Origin of the sequence: Xanthobacter sediminis, assembly GCF_043195015.1 — a bacterium.
Lineage (GTDB): Bacteria > Pseudomonadota > Alphaproteobacteria > Rhizobiales > Xanthobacteraceae > Xanthobacter.
On the sequence record NZ_JBAFWH010000009.1, the window covers coordinates 161,524 to 181,176 of the forward strand.

Here is a 19,653-nt window from a genome sequence, read left to right on the forward strand (position 1 = left end):
ATCGCGATCATCATCACGATCCCGATCAGCATGATGGTGACGACCGTCTGCATCCGCACGCTCCGTCGCCCCCCGTGGCACGAAGGATATATGAGGGCGGCCCGATGTTGCAGCGCACAAAACGCCGCGCGCCCCCGCGCCGGGCGCAGGAGCCGGCGGTAGCATTCGCCGTCCCGGAGCACTGAAGAAGGGAGCCGAGGGGATGCGAGGGCCTTGCCCACGAAGGAGAGCGCCGCTCCGGGCGGAACTCGGCCGATGCGCCATCCCCGCGCCACGCCCGAGCGTTCGTCCCCATTCTCACGACGGAACAGGGCGGCGCACCAAGCGCCCGCGGAATCTGCCCCATGAAAGGCGCCCCTGCTCGATGCCGCCTACAGGTGGCGATCCTCATAGGCGATGGTCTCGTCGATCAGCGCCCGCCAGACCGCGCGAGCCACGCCGTCAGGCAGCCCCTCGGCGCGGCCCAGGGCTTCCACGTGCGCCAATACCTCGTCCACCCGATCCACCAGCAGGGCGGGGATGCCCGCCTCGCGCTTGATGCGCACCACGCCCTCCACCACGCCGAAGCGCTCCACCAGGAGGGCGATGAGGCGCGCGTCGATCTCGTCGATGCGGCGGCGCGCCTCCTCCAGGGCGGGCGGAGCCTCGTTCAGCCCCGCCACCACAGGTCCTCCACCGGGAAGCGGCCGGCCGCCTCCTCGATGACCTCGGCGAGGGAGAACAGGGTGGTTTCCTCGAACGGGCGGCCGATGAGCTGGAGGCCCAGCGGCAGGCCATCCGCCGAGAGGCCCGCAGGCACCGAGATGCCCGGCAGGCCGGCCATGTTCACCGTCACGGTGAAGACGTCGTTGAGATACATCTCCACCGGATCGGCCTTCACCTTCTCGCCGATGCCGAAGGCGGGAGAGGGCGTGGCCGGGGTGAGCACCGCATCGACGCCGGCGGCGAAGGCGTTGTCGAAGTCACGCTTGATGAGGGTGCGCACCTTCTGGGCGCGCAGGTAATAGGCATCGTAATAGCCGGCCGAGAGCACATAGGTGCCGATCATGATGCGGCGTCGCACCTCCGGGCCGAAGCCGGCGGCGCGGGTGTTCTCGTACATCTCCACTACGTCCTTGCCGGGCACGCGGACGCCGTAGCGCACGCCGTCATAGCGCGCGAGGTTGGAGGAGGCTTCCGCCGGGGCGACGATGTAATAAGCCGGCAAAGCGTACTTGGTGTGCGGCAGGGAGATGTCGACCACCTGAGCGCCGGCATCCTCCAGCCACTTGGCGCCCTGCTGCCACAGCGCGTCGATCTCGTCGGACATGCCATCCATGCGATACTCGCGGGGGATGCCGATCTTCTTGCCCTTCACCGAGGCGCCCACCGCCTGCTGGTAGTCCGGCACGGGCCGGTCCACGCAGGTGGAATCCTTGGGGTCGTAGCCGGCCATGGAGCGCAGCAGCAGCGCCGCGTCGTTCACCGAGCGGGCGAAGGGGCCCGCCTGGTCCAGCGAGGAGGCGAACGCCACGATGCCCCAGCGCGAGCAGCGCCCGTAGGTGGGCTTGATGCCGACCGTGCCGGTGAAGGCCGCCGGCTGGCGGATGGAGCCGCCGGTGTCCGTGCCCGTGGCGCCCGCGCACAGGAACGCCGCCACCGCCGAAGCCGAGCCGCCGGACGAGCCGCCGGGCACCAGCGGCGCCTGGTCGCCATCGCGGCGCCAGGGCGACACCACCGGGCCGAAGGACGAGGTCTCGTTGGACGAGCCCATGGCGAACTCGTCGTTGTTGAGCTTGCCGAGCAGCACCGCGCCGTCGCGCCACAGGTGGGCGGAAACGGTGGATTCGTACTGCGGCACGAAGTTCTCGAGGATCTTGGAGCAGGCGGTGGTGCGCACCCCCTGGGTGCAGAACATGTCCTTCACGCCGAGCGGGATGCCCTCGAGCGGGCCGGTGTCGCCGGAGGCGATGCGCGCGTCGCTCTCCTGCGCCATCTTGAGCGCGATCTCGGGCGTTTCCAGCACATAGGCGTTGAGGTGGCGCGCCTCCGCCATGGCCTTGAGGTAAGCCTCGGTGAGCTCGACGGAGGTGAATTCGCCCTCGGCCAGCCCCTCGCGGGCCTCGGTGAGGGTGAGCTGGGTCAGATTGGTCATTCCACCACCTTCGGCACGGTGAAGAAGCCGCCCTCGGCATCCGGCGCGTTGGCGAGCACCTTTTCGGGATAGTGGCCGTCGGTGACCACGTCGTCGCGCATGGGCAGCTCCAGGGGCACCACCCCCGTCAGGGGCTCGACGCCGGAGACGTCGAGATCGGCCAGCTGCTCCACGAAGTCGAGGATGGCGTTGAGTTCATTCTGGAGGTGGCCAAGCTCCTCGTCGCGCACCGCGATGCGCGCGAGATGGGCCACCCGGCGGACGGTCGCCTGATCGACGGACATATGACGCTCCCAAAAGCTGAGGGCCGCTATAGCAAGGGGGCCGGCGCGGTGGAAGGGTAAAGCCCCAGCCGCTCGCATCCGCCGCAGCGCACCTACCCCTCCCGCACCACATCCAGGAACTGCGCCCCGTAGCGCGCGAGCTTCGCCTCGCCGACGCCGGAGATGGCGCCGAAATCCATCATGGAGTGCGGGCGGGCGCGGACGATCTCCATCAGCGTGGCGTCGTGGAAGATCACATAGGGCGGCACGCCCTGGGCGCGGGCCAGCTCCAGCCGCAGCGCCTTCAGGCGCTGGAACAGGCCCTCGTCGCCGGCATCGGAGAGCGCGGTCCGCGGCGGGCGCTGGCCGGCGGCGGCGCGCGCCGCGCGGGCCGCTTTGGCGCGCACCTCCACCTTCAGCTCCACGCGCTCCGCGCCGCGCAGCACGGGGCGGCACTTCTCGGTGAGGGTCAAGGTGCCGTGGCCTTCGACGTCCACCGCCAGCAGGCCCATGGCGACGAGCTGGCGCACGATGGCGCGCCATTCATCCCGCGAGAAGTCCTTGCCGATGCCGAAGGTTGTGAGCTGGTCGTGGCCGAATTTCAGCACCTTCTCGTTGCTCTGGCCCAGCAGCACATCGATGACGTGGCCGGCGCCGAAGCGCTCGCGGGTGCGGTAGACACAGGAGAGCAGCTTCTGCGCCGCCTCGGTGCCGTCGAAGGTCTTGGGCGGGTCGAGGCAGGTATCGCAATTGCCGCAGGGCTCGGCCAGCGTCTGCCCGAAATAGGAAAGCAGCACCTGCCGCCGGCATTGCGCCGTCTCGGCGAGGCCGAGCAGGGCATCGAGCTTCTGCCGCTCCACGAACTTGCGCGCCTCCGGCGCATCGGAAGCGGAGACGAACTGGATCAGCTTCGCCACATCCTCCACCCCGTAGAGCATCAGCACCTCGGAGGGCAGGCCGTCGCGGCCGGCGCGGCCGGTCTCCTGGTAGTAGGCCTCGATGCTCTTGGGCAGGTCGAGATGCACCACGAAGCGCACGTCCGGCTTGTCGATGCCCATGCCGAAGGCCACCGTGGCCACCATCACCACCCCCTCCTCCTTCAGGAAGCGGTCCTGGTGGCGGGCGCGGGTGTCGGTGTCGAGGCCGGCATGGTAGGGCAGCGCGGTGAGGCCCTGGGTCGCCAGCATCTCGGCGGTGGCCTCCACCTTGGCGCGGCTCATGCAGTAGACGACCCCCGCCTCGCCCTCGTGCTCCCTCAGGAAGGCGTGGAGCTGGGCCTTCGGGTTGTTCTTGGGCACGATGCGGTAGCGGATGTTCGGCCGGTCGAACGAGGAGAGGAACACCCGCCCCTCCTCCAGCGACAGCCGCTCCACGATCTCGCGGCGGGTCGGCACGTCGGCGGTGGCGGTGAGCGCGACCCGCGGCACACCCGGAAAGCGCTCATGCAGCACCGTGAGCTGGCGGTATTCGGGCCGGAAATCGTGCCCCCACTGCGACACGCAATGCGCCTCGTCGATGGCGAACAAGGCGATGTGGGCACCGGAGAGCAGGTTCAGGAACGAGTCGGTGAGCAGCCGCTCGGGCGCGACATAGAGCAGGTCGAGCTCGCCGGCGGCGAGGGCACGCTCCACCTGCCGCGCCTCCCCCGGCGGGAGCGCGGAATTGAGTGCCGCCGCCCGCACGCCGAGCTGGCGCAGCGCCTGCACCTGATCGTGCATCAGCGCGATGAGCGGGGACACCACGATGCCCGTGCCCGGCCGCACCAGCGCCGGAACCTGATAGCACAGCGACTTGCCGCCGCCTGTGGGCATCAGCACCAGGGCGTCGCCGCCGGCGACGACGTGCTCCACGATCTCCTGCTGCGGGCCGCGGAAGGCGTCGTAGCCGAAGACCTGACGCAGGACGTGGAGAGGTTCGGGCGAGGGCTGGACTGGGCTGGCCATGGCGGAGTTATAGGCGCGCCGCCGAGTCGCGCAAACGGGCGCGGCGCCGATCACCCCTCGGTCCCTCTCCCGCGCGGGATGAGGGACCGAGGCCAGGATGAACTCAGACCTCGAACGTCTCGCCGCTCGCCGGCACCACCACCTTCACGGGATGGTTCTCCAGGGCCTTCACGAAAGCGGAGGGCTCCTGCACCAGGATGGGGAAGGTGCCGTAATGGCAGGGCACCACCACCTCGACGCCCGGCAGGAAGCGCTTCACGGCCAGCGCGGCCACCTCCGGCCCCATGGTGAAGCGGTCGCCGATGGGCAGGATAACCACCTTCGGCGCGTGGATCTCGCACAGCAGCGCCATGTCGGAGAAGATGTCCGTGTCGCCCATGTGCCACACGGTGGGCTCGCCCGGCGCCTTCACGATGAGGCCGGTGGGGTTGCCGAGATATTCGGAGGGCGCGCCGGGGCCGCCCGAAGAATGGTCCGCGCGCACCATGGTCACGGTGAAGCCGCCCATGTCCACCGTGCCGCCGGTGTTCATCATCACGTTGGTGCCGCCGCAGCCCTTGGAGGCGAGGAAGGCGCACACTTCCGGATTGGTCACCACCGGGATCTCGGTGCCCGCGTCGGCCGCGTCCTCGACGATGGAGATGGTGTCGCCGATATGGTCCGAATGACCGTGGGTGAGCAGGATGTGGGTGGCCCCGCGGGTGGCGTTCTCCACGCCGGAAACGAAGCTCGGATTGCCGGTGTAGAAGGGATCGATGAGCACGCCCTTGCCCGCGAAATCGAGCCGGAAAGCCGCGTGGCCGAACCAGGTGATCTTCATGGAAATGCGCCCTTTTTTGAAATTGCGCCCTTGGCTGCGCCCCCGGACGGAGCGGGCCGGCGCGGCGCCGGCCCTGACGAATGGCGCGGAGTATCCGGGAAGCGCGCGCCCCGCGCAACGGCCCTTTCGCCCGCCTCCGGCGCCATGGCCGCGCGGCCGTGCCCATGGTAGCGAGGAGCGATGAGCGAAGCTTCCCTCCCCGCCCCCATCGGCCCGCTGGCCGATCTCGCCGCCCTGCTGCCGGAGCGCGGCGGCCTTCTCGGCCTCGACCTCGGCACCAAGACCATTGGCGTTGCCACCTGCGACCCCGACCGCCGCCTCGCGACCGTGGTGGAGACCGTGCGGCGGACCAAGTTCACGGCCGATGCCCAGCGCGTGCTGGCGCTCGCGGCCGAGCGGCGGGCGGTGGGCTTCGTGCTGGGCCTGCCCCTCAACATGGACGGAACGGAGGGCCCCCGCGCCCAGGCCACCCGCGCCTTCGCGCGCAATTTCGCGAAGATGACGCCGCTGCCCATCGCCCTGTGGGACGAGCGCCTGTCCACCGCCGCGGTGGAGCGCGCCCTGATCTCTGCCGACGTGAGTCGGGCAAAGCGCGCCCAGGTGGTGGACCAGCACGCTGCCGCCTTCATCCTCCAGGGGGCGCTCGATTTCCTCGACCGGCTGGCGCCGGACGAGAACGAAGACGGATTGCCGGCCGAAGACTGATTCGGACACCATCCGTACCCGCGCCGTTCGCGCCCGGGGGGGGCGGAGCGTCCCATTCCGGGACGCTCCGCGGCTACTTCTTCAGCAGCGCCGCCACCTCGCCATCGAGCCGACCCGCGAAGCCGCTCACCTCCCCGGCGACCCGCCGCACGACAAGGGCCGACTCCCGCGTCTCGCCCATGGCGTCGGAGACGCCGGTAATCATCCGACTGACGGAGCGGTTCGTGGCGGCCTGCTCCTCCACGCCCGACGAGACGTGGGTGAAGGCCTCACTCAGCTGGCGCACCTTGGCGGTGATCTCGGAGACGGCGCCCGATGCGGTCTGGCTTTCCGCCTGCACCTCGCCCACCAGCCGGCGGATGTCCTTGGTGGCGTTGGCGGTCTGCACCGCGAGCGCCTTCACCTCCTGGGCCACCACGGCAAAGCCCCGGCCGAGCTCGCCCGCCCGCGCCGCCTCGATGGTGGCGTTGAGGGCGAGCAGGTTGGTCTGCCCCGCGATCTGCTCGATGAGGGCGGTGACCTGGCCGATGCGCTCCATGCTCTGCGACAGGCCGGAAACCCGCTGGTCGGCGGCTGCCGCGGTTTCCGCCACATTGCCCGACAGGCCCGACATCTCGCCGATGCGCCGGTTGATCTCGTCGAACGAGGCGGACATCTCCACCGCGGCGGCCGAGACGGAGGAGGCGTTGCGCTCGCCGTTCTCCGTCAGCTCCAGCAGGCGGTCGCTGGACTTCTGCATTTCGCCCGCCGTGGCGCCCATGGCACCCACCACCTCCGTCACCTGCTCGGCGAGGCGGACGCGATCGGTGGCGACCGACCATGTGACCATGGGCCGGAGATACGTCCCGTCCTCGCCATAAATGGCGGACATCCGCAGGTCCAGCACCTCCGGCCCGATGTGGATGAGGGCGGCGTGCGGCAGGTTCGAGGGGTCGCGAAGCAGCCTGTGCTGGGTCTGCGGATGCTTGTGGAACACATCGATGGAAGCACCGACCACCGCATCCGCCTTCAAGGGCAGGTAGCGCTCCAGGCGCTTCAGGGTCTCGCGGCTCGCGCGGTTGGCGTAGTCGATGCGGAAATCGTCGAGGGAGCATGTCATCACGTTGACCGGCACCTCTTCCAGCATGTGGAAGAGAAGGTCGGCACGCTGCGCCTGCCGTGCGGCGTCGGTCACGATATCCCAGGTCACCTGCAGGTGGGCGCATTCGCCGCCGCGGCCGCGAACCATGTTCGCCTTCAGCTCGATGCTCTCGTCGCCGAGCCGCACGAGCACCTGCGCCGGCTGCTTCCCCGCCTGCCCGAACAGTTCGCGCGCGCGCGCCGAATGATCCGCGAGCAGCATGTCGAGCGGCGCGCCGATGAGCGCCTGCCCTGCGGCGGGCAGCAGATGCGCGATGCGACGCGCCAGCTCCAGCGATCGCCGGTTCACATAGGTGATGGAAAAAGCCTGCGGATCGCAGAGCAGGACAGCGACGGGCAGATCGTCAAGGTACGGAACAGCCTGCTCGGCCGCGTCCTTGCGCGCAGCCAGCCGGAACGCGGTCACAGACATCGTTGCCCCCTCGGCGCCGTCTTGCCAGGAGGACTGAACGCGGTCCGGCAGCAGCGTCATGCGCCGCACTTCTATATGTCACGCTGCATACACATAGCACACCCATTTACCTCTCAGTGAAAAAAGTTAAGCATTGATAGTTTTCTGTGCAAGCGGGGCCGCCCGCCCCCAGTCGGCCGCGCGGAAGCGAAGCATGCTACAAAAATCGCACGGCCCGCGATCGCGATTCGCCGGTTCGCCCGCACTCCGCGCGGGGCCTCCCCCACCTCCCCGACGGCAACCATGGCCACCATCCTCAGCGCTCTCATCCCCGTCTTCCTGGTGATCGCCCTCGGCGTGGTCCTGCGGCGAACCCTGCTGCCCGAGGTGCAGCACTGGGTGGCGTTGGAAAAGCTCACCTATTTCGTGCTGTTCCCGGCGCTGCTGGTGGTCTCAGCCGTGAAGGCCGACCTCGCCAAGGTGAACATCATCGCCGTCGCCGGCACGCTCATCGGCACGGTGCTGCTGCTGTCGGGGCTGATCGTCGCCCTCAACCGGCCGGTGCGTCGGGTCTTCGCCGCCGACGGGCCGGATTTCACCTCGTTCTACCAGGGCGCCGTGCGGTGGAACACCTATGTGGTGCTCGCCGTGGCGGGCGGCCTTTTCGGCGCCGAGGGCATCACCATCGCCGCCCTGGCGCTGGTCACCCTCATCCCGGTGGTGAACGTGAATGCGGTGCTCGTGCTCGCCGCCTTCTCCGGGCGGGAGGCGCCCACGGGGCGCTACATCCTCGGCCAGCTCGCGCGGAATCCCTACATCTCCGCCTGCCTGGTCGGTGCGGCGCTGAACGTGCTCCACGTCCCCGTTCCCGCCCTCGTCCTCGAGTTCGGGGACATCCTCGGACGCGCTTCCCTCGCCATCGGCCTGCTGGTGGTGGGCGGCGGGCTCGCCCTGAACACCATGGTGCGGCTGAAGCCGCTGGTGCTCGCCTCGCTGGGCGTGAAGCTGCTGGTGAAGCCGGCCATCGCCATCTGCATCGGCCTCGCCGCCGGGCTGACGGGGGTGGAACTGGTGGTGGTGGCGCTCATCGCGGCGGTGCCGTCGGCGCCGGCGGGCTACATGCTGGCCCGCCAGATGGGCGGCAACGCCACGCTGCTCGCGGAGATCCTGACACTTCAGATCATCGCCGCGGCGGTCACGCTACCGCTGGTGGTAGCCGTCGCGTCGGCGCTGGCGGGCTGAGGCGCCTTCCGCTCGCCTGGGCTCGCAAAAACCAATCCAGGCCCAGGGTCTTAAGCATCGTCATCGCGCGAAGCGGCGCGTACTTCGCTTGAAATATCCCACGCGGCCCGCCCGGCGCCAACGGCTTCAGCAGGGCGCCCAGAAGCCTGCACCGCCGGGGGTCGTCGTCACCCAGCAGTTGCGGGGGGTGCCCGCGGGCGGCTGCTGAAGCGGGCCCACCGGCCCCTGCACATTCACCTGCGGCACCGGGTAGAGCGTCACCCGCGGCGGCTGCGCGAAATAGACGGGCGGCGGCACGGCACCCACCACCACCGGCGCATTGGCGATGCCGATGGCGAACGGCCCGGCGGGCGGCGCCGGCGCCGGCATCTGGGCGGGAGCGGGCTCCATGCAATTCGAGCAACCCTGATACCCGCCGCTCGGCGGAGGGGCCTTGGTCACGCCCTGGCGGCCGTAAAGGTCGGCGGCCTGCGCCGGGGCCCCGATGATGCAGGCCATGCCCGCCAACAGCGCCCACGCTGCGGCCCGGCCCCGTGCTCCCGTCCTGGACGTCATGACTGAACTCCGTTCCCAGTAACCCGCTCGACCGCATGGCAGGCCGACGCGGACCGTCCGCCCGAATCTTCCCATGCCCGCCGCAGCCTACGGCCGATGCGTTGCATCTCTCCGACGCCGGCGGCAATCCCCCGCCGAAGCGGTTGAATGCGGGCGGACCGCTTGCCGCGCGCGTCCGCTGCGGATATGCCTGCCGCCTGCCATGTCATCCGCTCCAGCGTCACCCGCTCCCGCCTTCGCCCTTTCGGGCCGAGACCTGCTCGGCATCGAAGGCCTCACCGCCGGCGAGATCCTTTCCCTTCTGGACCTTGCGGAAGAGTTCGTCGAACTCAACCGCCAGGTGGAGAAGAAACGCTCAACCTTGCGTGGGCGTACCCAGATCAACCTCTTCTTCGAGGCCTCCACACGCACGCAGTCCTCCTTCGAGATCGCCGGCAAGCGACTCGGGGCGGACGTGATGAACATGTCGGTGGGCTCCTCGTCCGTGAAAAAGGGCGAGACGCTGGTGGATACCGCCATCACGCTCAACGCCATGCACCCGGACATCCTGGTGGTGCGGCACCATGCCTCGGGCGCGGTGGCCCTGCTCGCCCGCAAGGTCGACTGCTGCGTGGTGAATGCCGGCGACGGCGCCCATGAACACCCCACTCAGGCGCTGCTCGACGCCCTCACCATCCGCCGCAACAAGGGGCGGATCGAGGGCCTTACCGTCGCCATCTGCGGCGATGTCCTGCATTCGCGCGTGGCGCGCTCCAATATCCTGCTGCTCTCCGCCTTGGGCGCGCGGGTGCGGGTGGTGGCGCCCTCCACCCTGCTGCCGGCGGGCATCGACCAGTTCGGCGTCGAGGTCCACCGCTCCATGGAGGCGGGCCTGGAAGGCGCGGACATCGTGATGATGCTACGCCTGCAGCGCGAGCGCATGAGCGGCTCGTTCGTGCCCTCGGTGCGGGAATACTTCCACTATTTCGGCCTCGACGAGGCCAAGCTGCGCTACGCCGCGAAGGACGTGCTGGTGATGCACCCCGGCCCCATGAACCGCGGCGTCGAGATCGACTCGGCGGTCGCCGACAGCCCGCGCTCCCTGATCCGCGAACAGGTGGAGATGGGCGTCGCCGTGCGCATGGCCGTGCTCGACACCCTGGCGAGGAAGCTGCCCAATGCGTGACGCCCGCCTTCCGGTGCGCGAGCCGCGCCCCCTGCTCCTCGCCAACGCCCGCGTCATCGACCCTTCCCGCGGGGCGGATTTCCACGGCGACGTCTTCCTCGCGGACGGCGTCATCAAGGATGCCGCCTTCGGCATCGCCTCCGCCGGCATCCCCGAGGGGGCGGAGGTGGTGGACTGCAAGGGCGCCGTGGCCGCGCCCGGCCTCGTGGACATGCGCGCCTTCGTCGGCGAGCCCGGCTTCGAGCACCTGGAGACGTTGGCTTCAGCCAGCCACGCGGCGGCCGCCGGCGGCGTCACCACCCTGGTGTGCCAGCCCGACACCGACCCGGTGGTCGACGACCCCGCCATCGTGGACTTCATCCTGCGCCGCGCCCGCGACACCGCGGTGGTGCGCGTGCACCCCATGGCCGCCATCACCCGCGGCATGAGGGGCGAGGAGATGACCGAGGTGGGCCTGCTGAAGGCCGCCGGCGCCGTCGCCTTCACCGATGCCCATCACTCGGTGATGAACGCGCTGGTGCTGCGCCGCGCCCTCACCTACGCCCGTGACTTCGACGCCCTCATCGTCCACCACACGGAGGACGCCACCCTCTCCAAGGGCGCCATGAACGAGGGCGAGTTCGCCGCGCGGCTCGGCCTCGCCGGCATCCCCAAGGCGGCGGAAACCATCATCCTGGAGCGCGACCTGCGGCTGGTCGCGGGGGTGCGCGGGCGCTACCACGCCGCCGCCCTCACCTGCGTCGAATCGCTGGAGGTGCTCCAGCGCGCGAAGGAGGCCGGATTGCCGGTGACCGCCTCGGTCTCGGTCAACCATCTCTCCTTCAACGAGCTGGACGTTCTAGGCTACCGCACCTATTTCCGCCTCCAGCCGCCGCTGCGGGCGGAGGAGGACCGGCAGGCGCTCATCCGCGCCTTGTCGTCCGGCCTCATCGACGTGGTGGTCTCCGACCACGCGCCGCAGGACGTGGAGGGCAAGCGCCTGCCCTTCTCCGAGGCCGAGCCCGGCGCCATTGGCCTCGAGACCGTGCTGCCGGCGGCCCTGCGCCTTGTTCATTCCGATGCGGTGGACCTCGTGAACCTCATCGCCGCGCTCTCCACCCGCCCGGCGCAGATCCTCGGCCTCAAGGCGGGAACCCTGAAGCCGGGCGCGCCGGCGGATGTGACCGTGTTCGATCCGGACATGCCGTTCGTGCTGGAGCCGGGGCAGCTCAAGTCCCGCTCGCGCAACACGCCGTTCGACGGCGCCCGCCTTACCGGCCGGGTGCTGCGCACCATCGTTGCCGGCGAGGTGGTGTATGAATACGTTTGACGCCCGAAAATAGATCGCCCTCCCCGCCCAGGGTCCGCCATGCTCGCTGATCTTCCGTCGTCGCTCCTGCACCCCCTGGCGCTGGTGTTCGGCTATCTCCTGGGGTCCATCCCCTTCGGCCTGCTGCTGACCCGAGGCGCGGGCACGGCCGACATCCGCAGCATCGGCTCCGGCAACATCGGCGCTACTAACGTACTGCGCACCGGCCGCAAGGATCTGGCAGCCCTCACCCTGCTGGGCGATGCCCTGAAGGGCACCGTGGCGGTGCTGCTGGCGCGCCATTTTGCTGGCGAGGCGGGAGCCCTCGCCGCGGCGGCCGGCGCCTTCCTCGGCCACATCTTCCCGGTCTGGCTGAAATTCCGCGGCGGCAAGGGGGTCGCGACCTTCCTCGGCGTCACCCTCGGCCTCGCCTGGCCCGCAGCGGCAGCGTTCGCCATCGCGTGGCTCGCTGTGGCGTTCCTCAGCCGCTATTCGTCGCTGGCGGCGCTCACAGCCTCGGTCGCCACCGTGGCCTTCGTCGCCTGGGCCGACGACATGCCGATGACCCTCCTGCTCGCGGCGCTGACCCTGCTGCTGTGGTTCAAGCACCGGCAGAACATCCAGCGGCTCCTCGCCGGCACCGAAGGCAAGATCGGCGCGAAGGGCTGAGGCGGAGATCCATGGCCGGGCGCTCCTCCGCCATCACGAACCCGCTGGAAGGCGTGGTGCTGAGCGAAGCCGAACGCCTCGACTGGCTGCGCCTCATTCGTTCCGAGAACGTGGGCCCGCGCACCTTCCGCACCCTTCTGAGGAAGTTCGGCAGCGCGGCGGCCGCACTGGAGGCGCTGCCCACCCTCGCCCGCCGCGGCGGGCGCCTGCTGCCGCCCCGCATCCCCACCCGCGCCGAGGCGGAGAGCGAGATGGCCGCCCTCGCCCGCGGCCGGGCACGCCTGGTCGCCTTGGGAGAGGCGGATTATCCCGCCGCCCTGCGCGCGCTCGACGACGCGCCGCCGCTTCTCGCCGTGCGCGGCAGGGGCGAGACGCTGCGCGCGCCCATGGTCGCCATTGTCGGTGCCCGCAACGCTTCGGCCGCCGGGCGCAACTTCGCTGAAACGATGGCCCGCGAGCTGGGCGCGGCCGGCTTCGTGGTGGTGTCGGGCCTCGCACGCGGCATCGATGCCGCCGCCCACGAGGCCGCCCTCGCGGCGGGCACCGTCGGGGTGTTCGCAGGCGGCCTCGCCCGGCCCTACCCCCCGGAAAACCTGAAGCTCATCGAAAGGGTCGCGGATGCGGGCGCCGTGGTGTCGGAGATGCCGCTCGCCTGGGAACCGCGCGCACGGGACTTCCCCCGTCGCAACCGGCTCGTCTCGGGCATGGCGCTGGGCGTGCTGGTGGTGGAGGCGGCGGAGCGCTCGGGCTCGCTCATCACCGCCCGCCTCGCCGCCGAGCAGGGGCGCGAGGTGTTCGCCGTGCCGGGCTCGCCGCTCGACCCGCGCGCGGGCGGCACGAATCGCCTGCTGAAGCAGGGCGCGACATTCGTGACCGAATGCGCCGACATCACCGATGCCTTGGCCCCCATGCTCGGCCGCGCGCCCCACCCTGCCCTCGGCGCGGAGGAGACATCGGCGGACATGGAGCCGGCCGAGCCTCCCGACGGCGCGCGTGCGTTGATCCTGGAGCTGCTCGGCCCCGTGCCCACGCCGCTCGACGACCTCGCCCGCCTTTCGGGGCGCAGCGTGGCGGAGGTGCTGACCGTTCTCCTGGAACTCGATCTCGCCGGCCGCCTGGAGCGCCCCGGCGCCGGCCTCGTGGCGCTGAGATAGCGTTCGACGCTGGGTATCTCCGACCGGCGAGAGCGGGGCCCTCTTGGAAGCATGGCGGCGCTTCACGCGGGAGATATCCGTCCAGCCTGAAGGCGCGGCTACGACGGGGCAGGCGCGCACCCCCTCATACGAAAGGCCGTGAGCTTTTCTCGTGGGTCTGCAGCCCAGCCCGCGCGGGTCTCGAGACCCACCTGTGAGCGCGCACCTTTGGCCGGTCGAAGACCGGCCAAAGGCATCAGGTGCGACATCTCCAGGCCGCACCGGAGACGGCGGGACCGCTCAGCCTGTGCCCGACGTCGCAACCCGCCTGCTGAGGCGGCGCGATGGAGCGCCGGCCCCGCCATGTGTCACCACAGCCGAAAAGCTGCAGGCGGAACGCGTTCCCCCGTTCAGGATTCGCCAGCCCCGCGCTCCTCGGCCTTGACGACCCGGCGCTCGGCGGCCGCTTCCTCCTCGGGGCTGAGCGTGGCGCGCACGGCGTTGAAGAAGCGCTCGGCAAGGGGGCTGTGGCCATTCTTCGCGCGGATCAGCCAGGCGAACGCGGCCACCCGGTCCCGCGGCACGCCCACGCCCAGGTGGTGAGCCGCGCCGAGCAGCGCCTGCCCGTCCGGATCACCGGCCTCGGCCGCCTTACGCCACCAGCCTGCGGCCTCGTTCTCGTCCGGGACGCCGGCCTCCGGGCCGACAGCGGCCTGATGGGCGATGAGGCCGAGCCGCGTCATAGCGGCCGCGATGCCCTGCTCCGACGCCGCCTGGGCCCAGCGCTTGGCGGCGTCCATGTCCGCCGGCACCACGGTGCCCTCGAACAGCAGGAAGCTCAGCACATCCTGCGCCGGGCCATCACCGGCCTCGGCCGCCAGCCGGTAAAGCTCCAGCGCGCGCGGCACATCCTGCTCCCCGCCCAGCCCCTTCAGGCAGAGCCGCGCGAGGTTGCGCTGGCCCACGGGGTCGCCGGCTTCGGCCGAGAGCTCCAGCCATTCGCGCGCCAGCTCAAGGCTCTGGTCCACCCCCAGCCCGTCGATGAAGCAAGCTCCGATATTGTTCTGCGCGCGGCCATGGCCCTCGCGCGCCAGCGGCTCCCAGATAGAAAGCGCGGTATCGTAATCGCCGCTCTGCGCAGCGGCGAGGGCGGTGCGCATCTGCTCCTCCGCGGCATCCCAGGCGCCGGGCTCCGGCGCGGCGGGCGCACGGGCCTCGGGCTCGGGAAGGGCCTCGGTCCCGGCGGCATCGGCCGTTTCGGGTTCCACGGCCTCGGGGACGGCGGCGCTTTCGGTCATCAGGCGGTCCTCGGCGGTCTGGGCTTCGTCGGCGCCCTTGCCTTTCAGGCGGTCGAGCCAGCTCATGGGGTGTCTCCTGCGGCGGCGCGGCCGGCGCCGCAAAGGGGGACGCTGGAAAACAGGCCGGTTGCAAGGAAGAAAGACATGGATGCGCGCGCGCCAATCCGCATGCCGCGCCGGCATCCTGCCATCGGCCGAGGAATGGAAACGCGCGTCATGTGCTCCTCTCATTGGCGAACCGGCGCCGGAGACGCCCCAGGCGTCATTTTCCCCGGCATCACCGCGTTGCGGCCGCCCCGGAGGGACACCACAGCCACGGCGCATGCAAGCTCACGCTGCGCAGATGGTGAGTCCGCGAATCAACTCAAGCCGCATTCGTGACGAATTGTCCCTGCTGCGAGTGAAATATTCGTTCCTTTTGCGGCATTTCCGGCGGCGTCCCCTCAACCGCTGGCGAGGCGGGTCCAGGTCATCGGGCCGACGTCATAGGCCTGCTGGCGCCGCGCCACCTCGCCGTCGGCATCGGAAGCGTCCTTGCCGGCGCTCTTGCGGCGATCCACCCGCTCCACCCGCACGTCGAGCGGAGCATCGAGCCAAATGCCGTGGAAGGGCACCCCGAGGCTGCCGGCAAGCGCCTCCGCATCAGCCCGCTCCCAGGGCCGGGCGTGAACCGCATCGAGCACCACGCTCTGTCCCGTGGCCAGCACGCGGCCGGCGAGCGCCCGCATCCGGGTATACACCTGCTGCGTCACCTCCGGGCTGTAGGCCGCCTCGGGCAGCGAATCACCCTCGCGGGCGCCGAACAGCCGTTTGCGCTCAATGTCACTGCGCAGCACCACCGCGCCCGGGGCGCGGCCGATGAAGGGTGCCCAGCGCAGGGCGCGGGTGGTCTTGCCCGTGCCGGAGAGCCCGCCGATGGCGACAAGGCGGCGCCCCCCCGCGCGCAGCGCCGCGGGCATATCCTCCGGAGGAGGCGATTGCGGCTGCCCCGCCCGTTCGGCAAGAAGATCCCTGGCGCTGGCGAACAGATGGCGGATGCGGCGCTCCGCCTGGCTCTGCACCTCGGCGGGAAGATGGGCGAGGCCCGCAGTCTCCACCTTCGCCCGGATGGCGGCGCGCAGCGAGAGGAAGAACGGCAGCGCCGCGAGGCCGTCCAGCGCGTCATCACGCAGCTGCGCCCAGAGATAGCGGTTGAAGACCCCGCCGGCGGCGCCCCACAGCCCGCGCTGCCACAGGTCCATGAGCAGGAAGGCGAGATCGTAGAGCACGTCGCAGACGGCGATGTCATCGCTGAACTCGATGGCATCGAACAGCACCGGCGCGCCATCCAGAAGCACGATGTTCCCGAGGTGCAGGTCGCCGTGGCAGCGCCGCACGAAACCTTCCTCCGCCCGCGCGCGCAGCAGGGGCGCGAGGCGGGCGAGCTCGGCCTCCGCCTGCGCGGAGAGCGCTGCAGCCTCACCGGCATCGAAAAGGCCGGGATGCCGGGCGAAGGTGGCGCGGTTGTCCGCGAGATAGCTGGCGAGGCTGGTCGTCACATCGGCGCTGCTGCGAACCTCGGCCCGCTCATGCGCGCGGATCACGGCCTGGGCCAAGGCGGCCACCAGCGTGCGATCGAAGGGCGCGCGCGCCGCCACCTGGTCCAGCGTATCGGCAGGATCGAAGCGGCGCATCTTCACCGCATAGTCCACCACCGCGCCCGTGCCACCGAGGGCAAGCCCCCCCTCTTGGCGCGTGATGGGCACGACGCCCAGATACAGCCCCGGCGCGTTGGCGCCGCTGATGGCGAGCTCCGCCGCGCACGCAGCCCGGCGCTTCTCCAGGGTGGAGAAATCCATGAACGGAAAGTAGACCGCGCGCTTCACCTTGTAGGCATAGGGCCCTGCCAGGAACACGGCGGCGCCGTGCGTGTCGATGCGCCGAACCGTCTCTCCCGGCGGGAGGCCATGGCTTGCCGGATCGGCGAGGAAGCGGAACACCGCGCCCTGATCCGCGACAACATGATCGTCCCGACCCGCGTGCAAGATGTCGTCCAAGGCTGCCTCCGGCGGATGGGGAGCGCCGTTGCGGACAGCGCTCAGCGCTCCTGAAGCTTGTCGTGGAGCAGGGCGAGGGTAAGCGCCTGGCCGAACAGGGTGATGGCGGGCCCCGCGACCCTGCCGCGCGCGAGCTGCACGAAGCCGGCCGCGACCAGCGCCACGAAGGCGGCGTTGGTGACATCCATGCGCCCGCCGCTCGCCTGCGCGAACGCGCCATTGAGGCGGCCGAGGGCCGATGCGGTCCGGCCGATGGGATGGCGCGGCGGCTCGGGCGTAACCGAGAGCCCCGCCCCCGCCAGCAGTGCAGCGAGGAAATGCGGGAGCTGGCCGGGCGCGGCGGCGCCCGGCGCGGCTTCGTCGTAGGTCAGGATCAGGCTGTTGCCGCGCACTTCCGCGGCGACGGAGCCGGAAGCCGTGATGCGCTCCGCGCAGGCACGCAGCGCGTCGCTGGGAATCTCGGCAGGAGCCGCAAGGCGGGTGCGGCCCGCCATGTGGTGGGCAATGCGCACCGGGATCGGTTCAGGCATCCTACCCTCAGTCCTCGGCATCCGGCGTCACCGGAGGGGCAGCGGGCGCAATCGTCGTGGCGGGAGCCTCCGTGGCGATGGCAGCAGCAGCGGGCTTCGCCTTGGCGTTGCGCTTGGTTGGAGCCCTCGCCACAGAAGGCGTGGAAGCGGGTTTCGAGGCACCGGACTTAGCCGCCGCGGACGTGGCCGCCGCGGACTTCGCGCGACGGGGCGCCTTGGCCGGGGCGGCCGGAATGGTGGCTTCCGTGCCGGCCACGGGCGCGGCGGCGCCCGCTGGCTTGCGCACGCGAGGAGACGCAGCCTTCGGAGCCGCGGGCTCCGTCACGGCAGCGGCCGTGCTTCGGCTACGCGTGGCCTTGCCGGCCGAGGACTTACTGTCCGATGACTTGCCAGACGACGCCTTGCCAGACGATGCCGTGCCCTTGGGCTCGGCAATCGGCGCCTCCGGCGTGCGCGTGCCCGCGCGCCGGGTGGCGCGGACCCTGCGCGTGGTCGCGCGCAAGACGGTGTCGGCCGGCCGGGCGGGCGGCGTCGGGGGAATGGCTTCGCTCGCGCCGTCTTCCTCCGCCTCGGGCTCCGTGGCCGGCACGCGGCGCGCGAGGCTTTCCACGCCCCGCCGCGCCGTGGCGGCGGCGGCCGCGGTGGCGGCAACAATCTTTCCGGCCGCAGACTTCACGCTGTCGGCGGCCTCGCCCACCAGTTCCTTCACTTCGTCCTGGGTCCGGGCCGCCGCGCGGGCGGCGGCGTCATAGCCGGCCTTGCCGGCCTCGGTCGCGTCCTTGGCAGCCGGCCGCGCCGCGCGCAGCAGCCGCGGGCCGGCCGCCACCGCTCCGGCGCCGAGCGCCACGCCCAGCAGAAACCCGCCACGCAGAAGGAGAAAGGGAAGCATTCTGGTCCACCTCATGATGCGGCGGCGCGCGGTTGCCCGCAGTCGCGATCGCCCACCTTCGCGGTCGCCCGCCCGCACCGCGACCCCAAGGCACCTTCAGGTGACCGCGCGTCTTGACGAAAGGCGAGCGAGTCAAAGCGTAGAACGTTTCCGCTCGGGAAGAAAACAGCAAAACGCTCTAAAGTAGCGGGCCTGCGGACGGGGCCGGCGCGCCGGCCCCGTCGCTCGCGGTCATCAGGGGACGATGGCCACCTTCAGCACGCCGTCGCGCTGGTTGGCGAACAGGTCGTAGGCGGCCTCGATGTCATCCAGCTTGAAGCGATGGGTGACGAGGGCGCGGGCGTCCACCCGCCCGGAGGCCACCACGTCCATCAAGCGCCGCATGCGCTCCTTGCCGCCGGGGCACAGCGAGTTGACGATAGTGTTATCCCCGAGCCCGGCGAAGAAGGCGTCGAGCGGGATCTTCAGGTCGGTCGAATAGACGCCGAGGGAGGAGAGCGTGCCGCCGGGACGCAGCACCCGCAGCGCCGCCTCGAACGTCTCCTGCCGGCCGAGCGCCTCGATGGCGACATCCACGCCGCGCCCGTCGGTGAGGCGCATGATCTCCTCCACCGGGTTCACCTTGGAGAAGTCCACCACCTCGTCGGCACCCATGGCGCGGGCCACCTCAAGGCGGGCGGGCACGCGGTCCACCGCGATGATGCGGGTGGCACCCATGAGCCGGGCGCCGGCCGTGGCGCACAGGCCGATGGGCCCCTGCGCGAACACCGCCACCGTGTCGCCGATCTTGATCTTGCCGTGCTCAGCACCGGAAAAGCCGGTGGACATGATGTCCGGGCACATGAGCACCTGCTCGTCCGAGAGCAGCTCGGGCACCGGGGCGAGGTTGGCCATGGCATCGGGCACCAGGAGGTATTCCGCCTGGGCGCCGTCGATGGTGTTGCCGAAGCGCCAGCCGCCCATGGGCTTGAAGCCGTGCTTGGTGCGCGGGCCGTCCTGGGAGCCGCAGCCGCACAGGCAGGCGTTAGAATAGCCGGAGGGCGTGATGGCGCCGGCGATCACCCGCTGGCCTTCCTCGAAGCCCTCCACCGCCGAACCGAGCTTTTCGATGATGCCCACCGGCTCGTGGCCGATGGTGAGGCCCTTCGCGACCGGATACTCGCCCTTCAGGATGTGGATGTCGGTGCCGCAGATGGTGGTGGTGGTGACGCGGATCAGCGCGTCGAGGGGGCCCACGTCCGGAATGGGCTTTTCGTCCAGGACGATGCGGTTCTTCTCGACGAAGATGGCAGCCTTCATCTTCGCCTTCTGCGGCGACGGGCGCTTCGATGTGGCGACAGGCTGCTCGATGGTATCCGACATGGCCTTCACGCTCCCTATGGTTGTTTGGAAAATCATATGCGGCCCGCGCGACGGTGCATTGACACCGGTCAAGGGGGCGCCCCGCAGGCA

The 19,653-nt window shown here is 70.5% G+C and carries 18 protein-coding genes; 6 read left to right on the forward strand and 12 right to left on the reverse strand.

Features of this window, described 5'->3' with window-relative positions; translation table 11 throughout:
- Positions 1-371 precede the first annotated feature (371 nt).
- The 5 genes from V5F61_RS13685 to V5F61_RS13705 all read right to left on the reverse strand — a co-directional run bounded on the left by V5F61_RS13685 (position 372) and on the right by V5F61_RS13705 (position 5,160).
- On the reverse strand, positions 372-662 hold the full coding sequence (locus tag V5F61_RS13685) for a chorismate mutase (RefSeq protein WP_393988550.1): 291 nt from the start codon (positions 660-662) through the stop codon (positions 372-374).
- Positions 650-2,134: an Asp-tRNA(Asn)/Glu-tRNA(Gln) amidotransferase subunit GatA gene (gene gatA / locus V5F61_RS13690; RefSeq protein WP_393988551.1), complete on the reverse strand. Its 1,485-nt coding sequence runs from the start codon at positions 2,132-2,134 to the stop codon at positions 650-652. The genes V5F61_RS13685 and gatA overlap by 13 nt, the downstream gene beginning before the upstream one ends.
- The gene (gene gatC / locus V5F61_RS13695; protein WP_393988552.1) at positions 2,131-2,418 is read right to left on the reverse strand and encodes an Asp-tRNA(Asn)/Glu-tRNA(Gln) amidotransferase subunit GatC; all 288 of its coding nucleotides are present in this window, start codon (positions 2,416-2,418) and stop codon (positions 2,131-2,133) included. Before gatC ends, gatA begins: the two co-directional genes overlap by 4 nt.
- Before the next feature lie 92 nt (positions 2,419-2,510).
- The gene (recQ, locus tag V5F61_RS13700; protein WP_393988553.1) at positions 2,511-4,340 is read right to left on the reverse strand and encodes a DNA helicase RecQ; all 1,830 of its coding nucleotides are present in this window, start codon (positions 4,338-4,340) and stop codon (positions 2,511-2,513) included.
- Positions 4,341-4,443: 103 nt separating this feature from the next.
- Complete coding sequence (locus tag V5F61_RS13705) at positions 4,444-5,160, reverse strand: metal-dependent hydrolase (protein WP_393988554.1); 717 nt, start codon at positions 5,158-5,160, stop codon at positions 4,444-4,446.
- A gap of 180 nt (positions 5,161-5,340) precedes the next feature.
- On the opposite strand from V5F61_RS13705, the gene ruvX reads away from it, so the two are divergent.
- Positions 5,341-5,865 (forward strand): Holliday junction resolvase RuvX, encoded by a 525-nt coding sequence (ruvX, locus tag V5F61_RS13710; RefSeq protein ID WP_393988555.1) that lies wholly within the window; start codon positions 5,341-5,343, stop codon positions 5,863-5,865.
- A gap of 73 nt (positions 5,866-5,938) precedes the next feature.
- On the opposite strand, the gene V5F61_RS13715 is transcribed toward ruvX, so the two are convergent.
- Positions 5,939-7,417: a methyl-accepting chemotaxis protein gene (locus V5F61_RS13715; protein WP_393988556.1), complete on the reverse strand. Its 1,479-nt coding sequence runs from the start codon at positions 7,415-7,417 to the stop codon at positions 5,939-5,941.
- A 282-nt stretch (positions 7,418-7,699) separates the two neighbouring features.
- Between V5F61_RS13715 and V5F61_RS13720 the strand changes: the two genes are divergently transcribed.
- Entirely contained in the window at positions 7,700-8,638 is a 939-nt protein-coding gene (locus V5F61_RS13720; RefSeq protein WP_393988557.1) for an AEC family transporter, read from the forward strand.
- A gap of 126 nt (positions 8,639-8,764) precedes the next feature.
- On the opposite strand, the gene V5F61_RS13725 is transcribed toward V5F61_RS13720, so the two are convergent.
- Complete coding sequence (locus tag V5F61_RS13725) at positions 8,765-9,193, reverse strand: hypothetical protein (protein WP_393988558.1); 429 nt, start codon at positions 9,191-9,193, stop codon at positions 8,765-8,767.
- A 202-nt stretch (positions 9,194-9,395) separates the two neighbouring features.
- Between V5F61_RS13725 and V5F61_RS13730 the strand changes: the two genes are divergently transcribed.
- Genes V5F61_RS13730 through dprA form a run of 4 tightly spaced genes read left to right on the forward strand, consistent with a single transcriptional unit; the run spans position 9,396 to position 13,469 of the window.
- Entirely contained in the window at positions 9,396-10,358 is a 963-nt protein-coding gene (locus V5F61_RS13730; RefSeq protein ID WP_393988559.1) for an aspartate carbamoyltransferase catalytic subunit, read from the forward strand.
- Positions 10,351-11,667, forward strand: coding sequence for a dihydroorotase (locus V5F61_RS13735; RefSeq protein ID WP_393988560.1), 1,317 nt, complete (start codon positions 10,351-10,353; stop codon positions 11,665-11,667). Before V5F61_RS13730 ends, V5F61_RS13735 begins: the two co-directional genes overlap by 8 nt.
- Positions 11,668-11,706: 39 nt before the next feature.
- Positions 11,707-12,315, forward strand: coding sequence for a glycerol-3-phosphate 1-O-acyltransferase PlsY (plsY, locus tag V5F61_RS13740; RefSeq protein WP_393988561.1), 609 nt, complete (start codon positions 11,707-11,709; stop codon positions 12,313-12,315).
- A gap of 11 nt (positions 12,316-12,326) precedes the next feature.
- Positions 12,327-13,469, forward strand: a complete 1,143-nt coding sequence (gene dprA / locus V5F61_RS13745) for a DNA-processing protein DprA (protein ID WP_393988562.1) — start codon at positions 12,327-12,329, stop codon at positions 13,467-13,469.
- 389 nt (positions 13,470-13,858) lie between these two features.
- Here the strand turns inward: dprA and V5F61_RS13750 are convergent, their stop codons facing one another.
- From V5F61_RS13750 to V5F61_RS13770, 5 genes are all read right to left on the reverse strand, one after another.
- Positions 13,859-14,608 carry a tetratricopeptide repeat protein gene (locus V5F61_RS13750; RefSeq protein WP_393988630.1) on the reverse strand — a complete coding sequence of 250 codons (750 nt, stop codon included), beginning with the start codon at positions 14,606-14,608 and terminating at the stop codon, positions 13,859-13,861.
- Between the two features lie 581 nt (positions 14,609-15,189).
- The gene (locus V5F61_RS13755; RefSeq protein WP_393988563.1) at positions 15,190-16,782 is read right to left on the reverse strand and encodes a bifunctional aminoglycoside phosphotransferase/ATP-binding protein; all 1,593 of its coding nucleotides are present in this window, start codon (positions 16,780-16,782) and stop codon (positions 15,190-15,192) included.
- A gap of 41 nt (positions 16,783-16,823) precedes the next feature.
- Complete coding sequence (locus tag V5F61_RS13760; RefSeq protein ID WP_393988564.1) at positions 16,824-17,312, reverse strand: hypothetical protein; 489 nt, start codon at positions 17,310-17,312, stop codon at positions 16,824-16,826.
- A gap of 7 nt (positions 17,313-17,319) precedes the next feature.
- Positions 17,320-18,159 (reverse strand): hypothetical protein, encoded by an 840-nt coding sequence (locus tag V5F61_RS13765; protein WP_393988565.1) that lies wholly within the window; start codon positions 18,157-18,159, stop codon positions 17,320-17,322.
- Positions 18,160-18,435: 276 nt separating this feature from the next.
- Positions 18,436-19,563 (reverse strand): NAD(P)-dependent alcohol dehydrogenase, encoded by a 1,128-nt coding sequence (locus tag V5F61_RS13770; RefSeq protein ID WP_393988566.1) that lies wholly within the window; start codon positions 19,561-19,563, stop codon positions 18,436-18,438.
- Positions 19,564-19,653 lie beyond the last annotated feature (90 nt).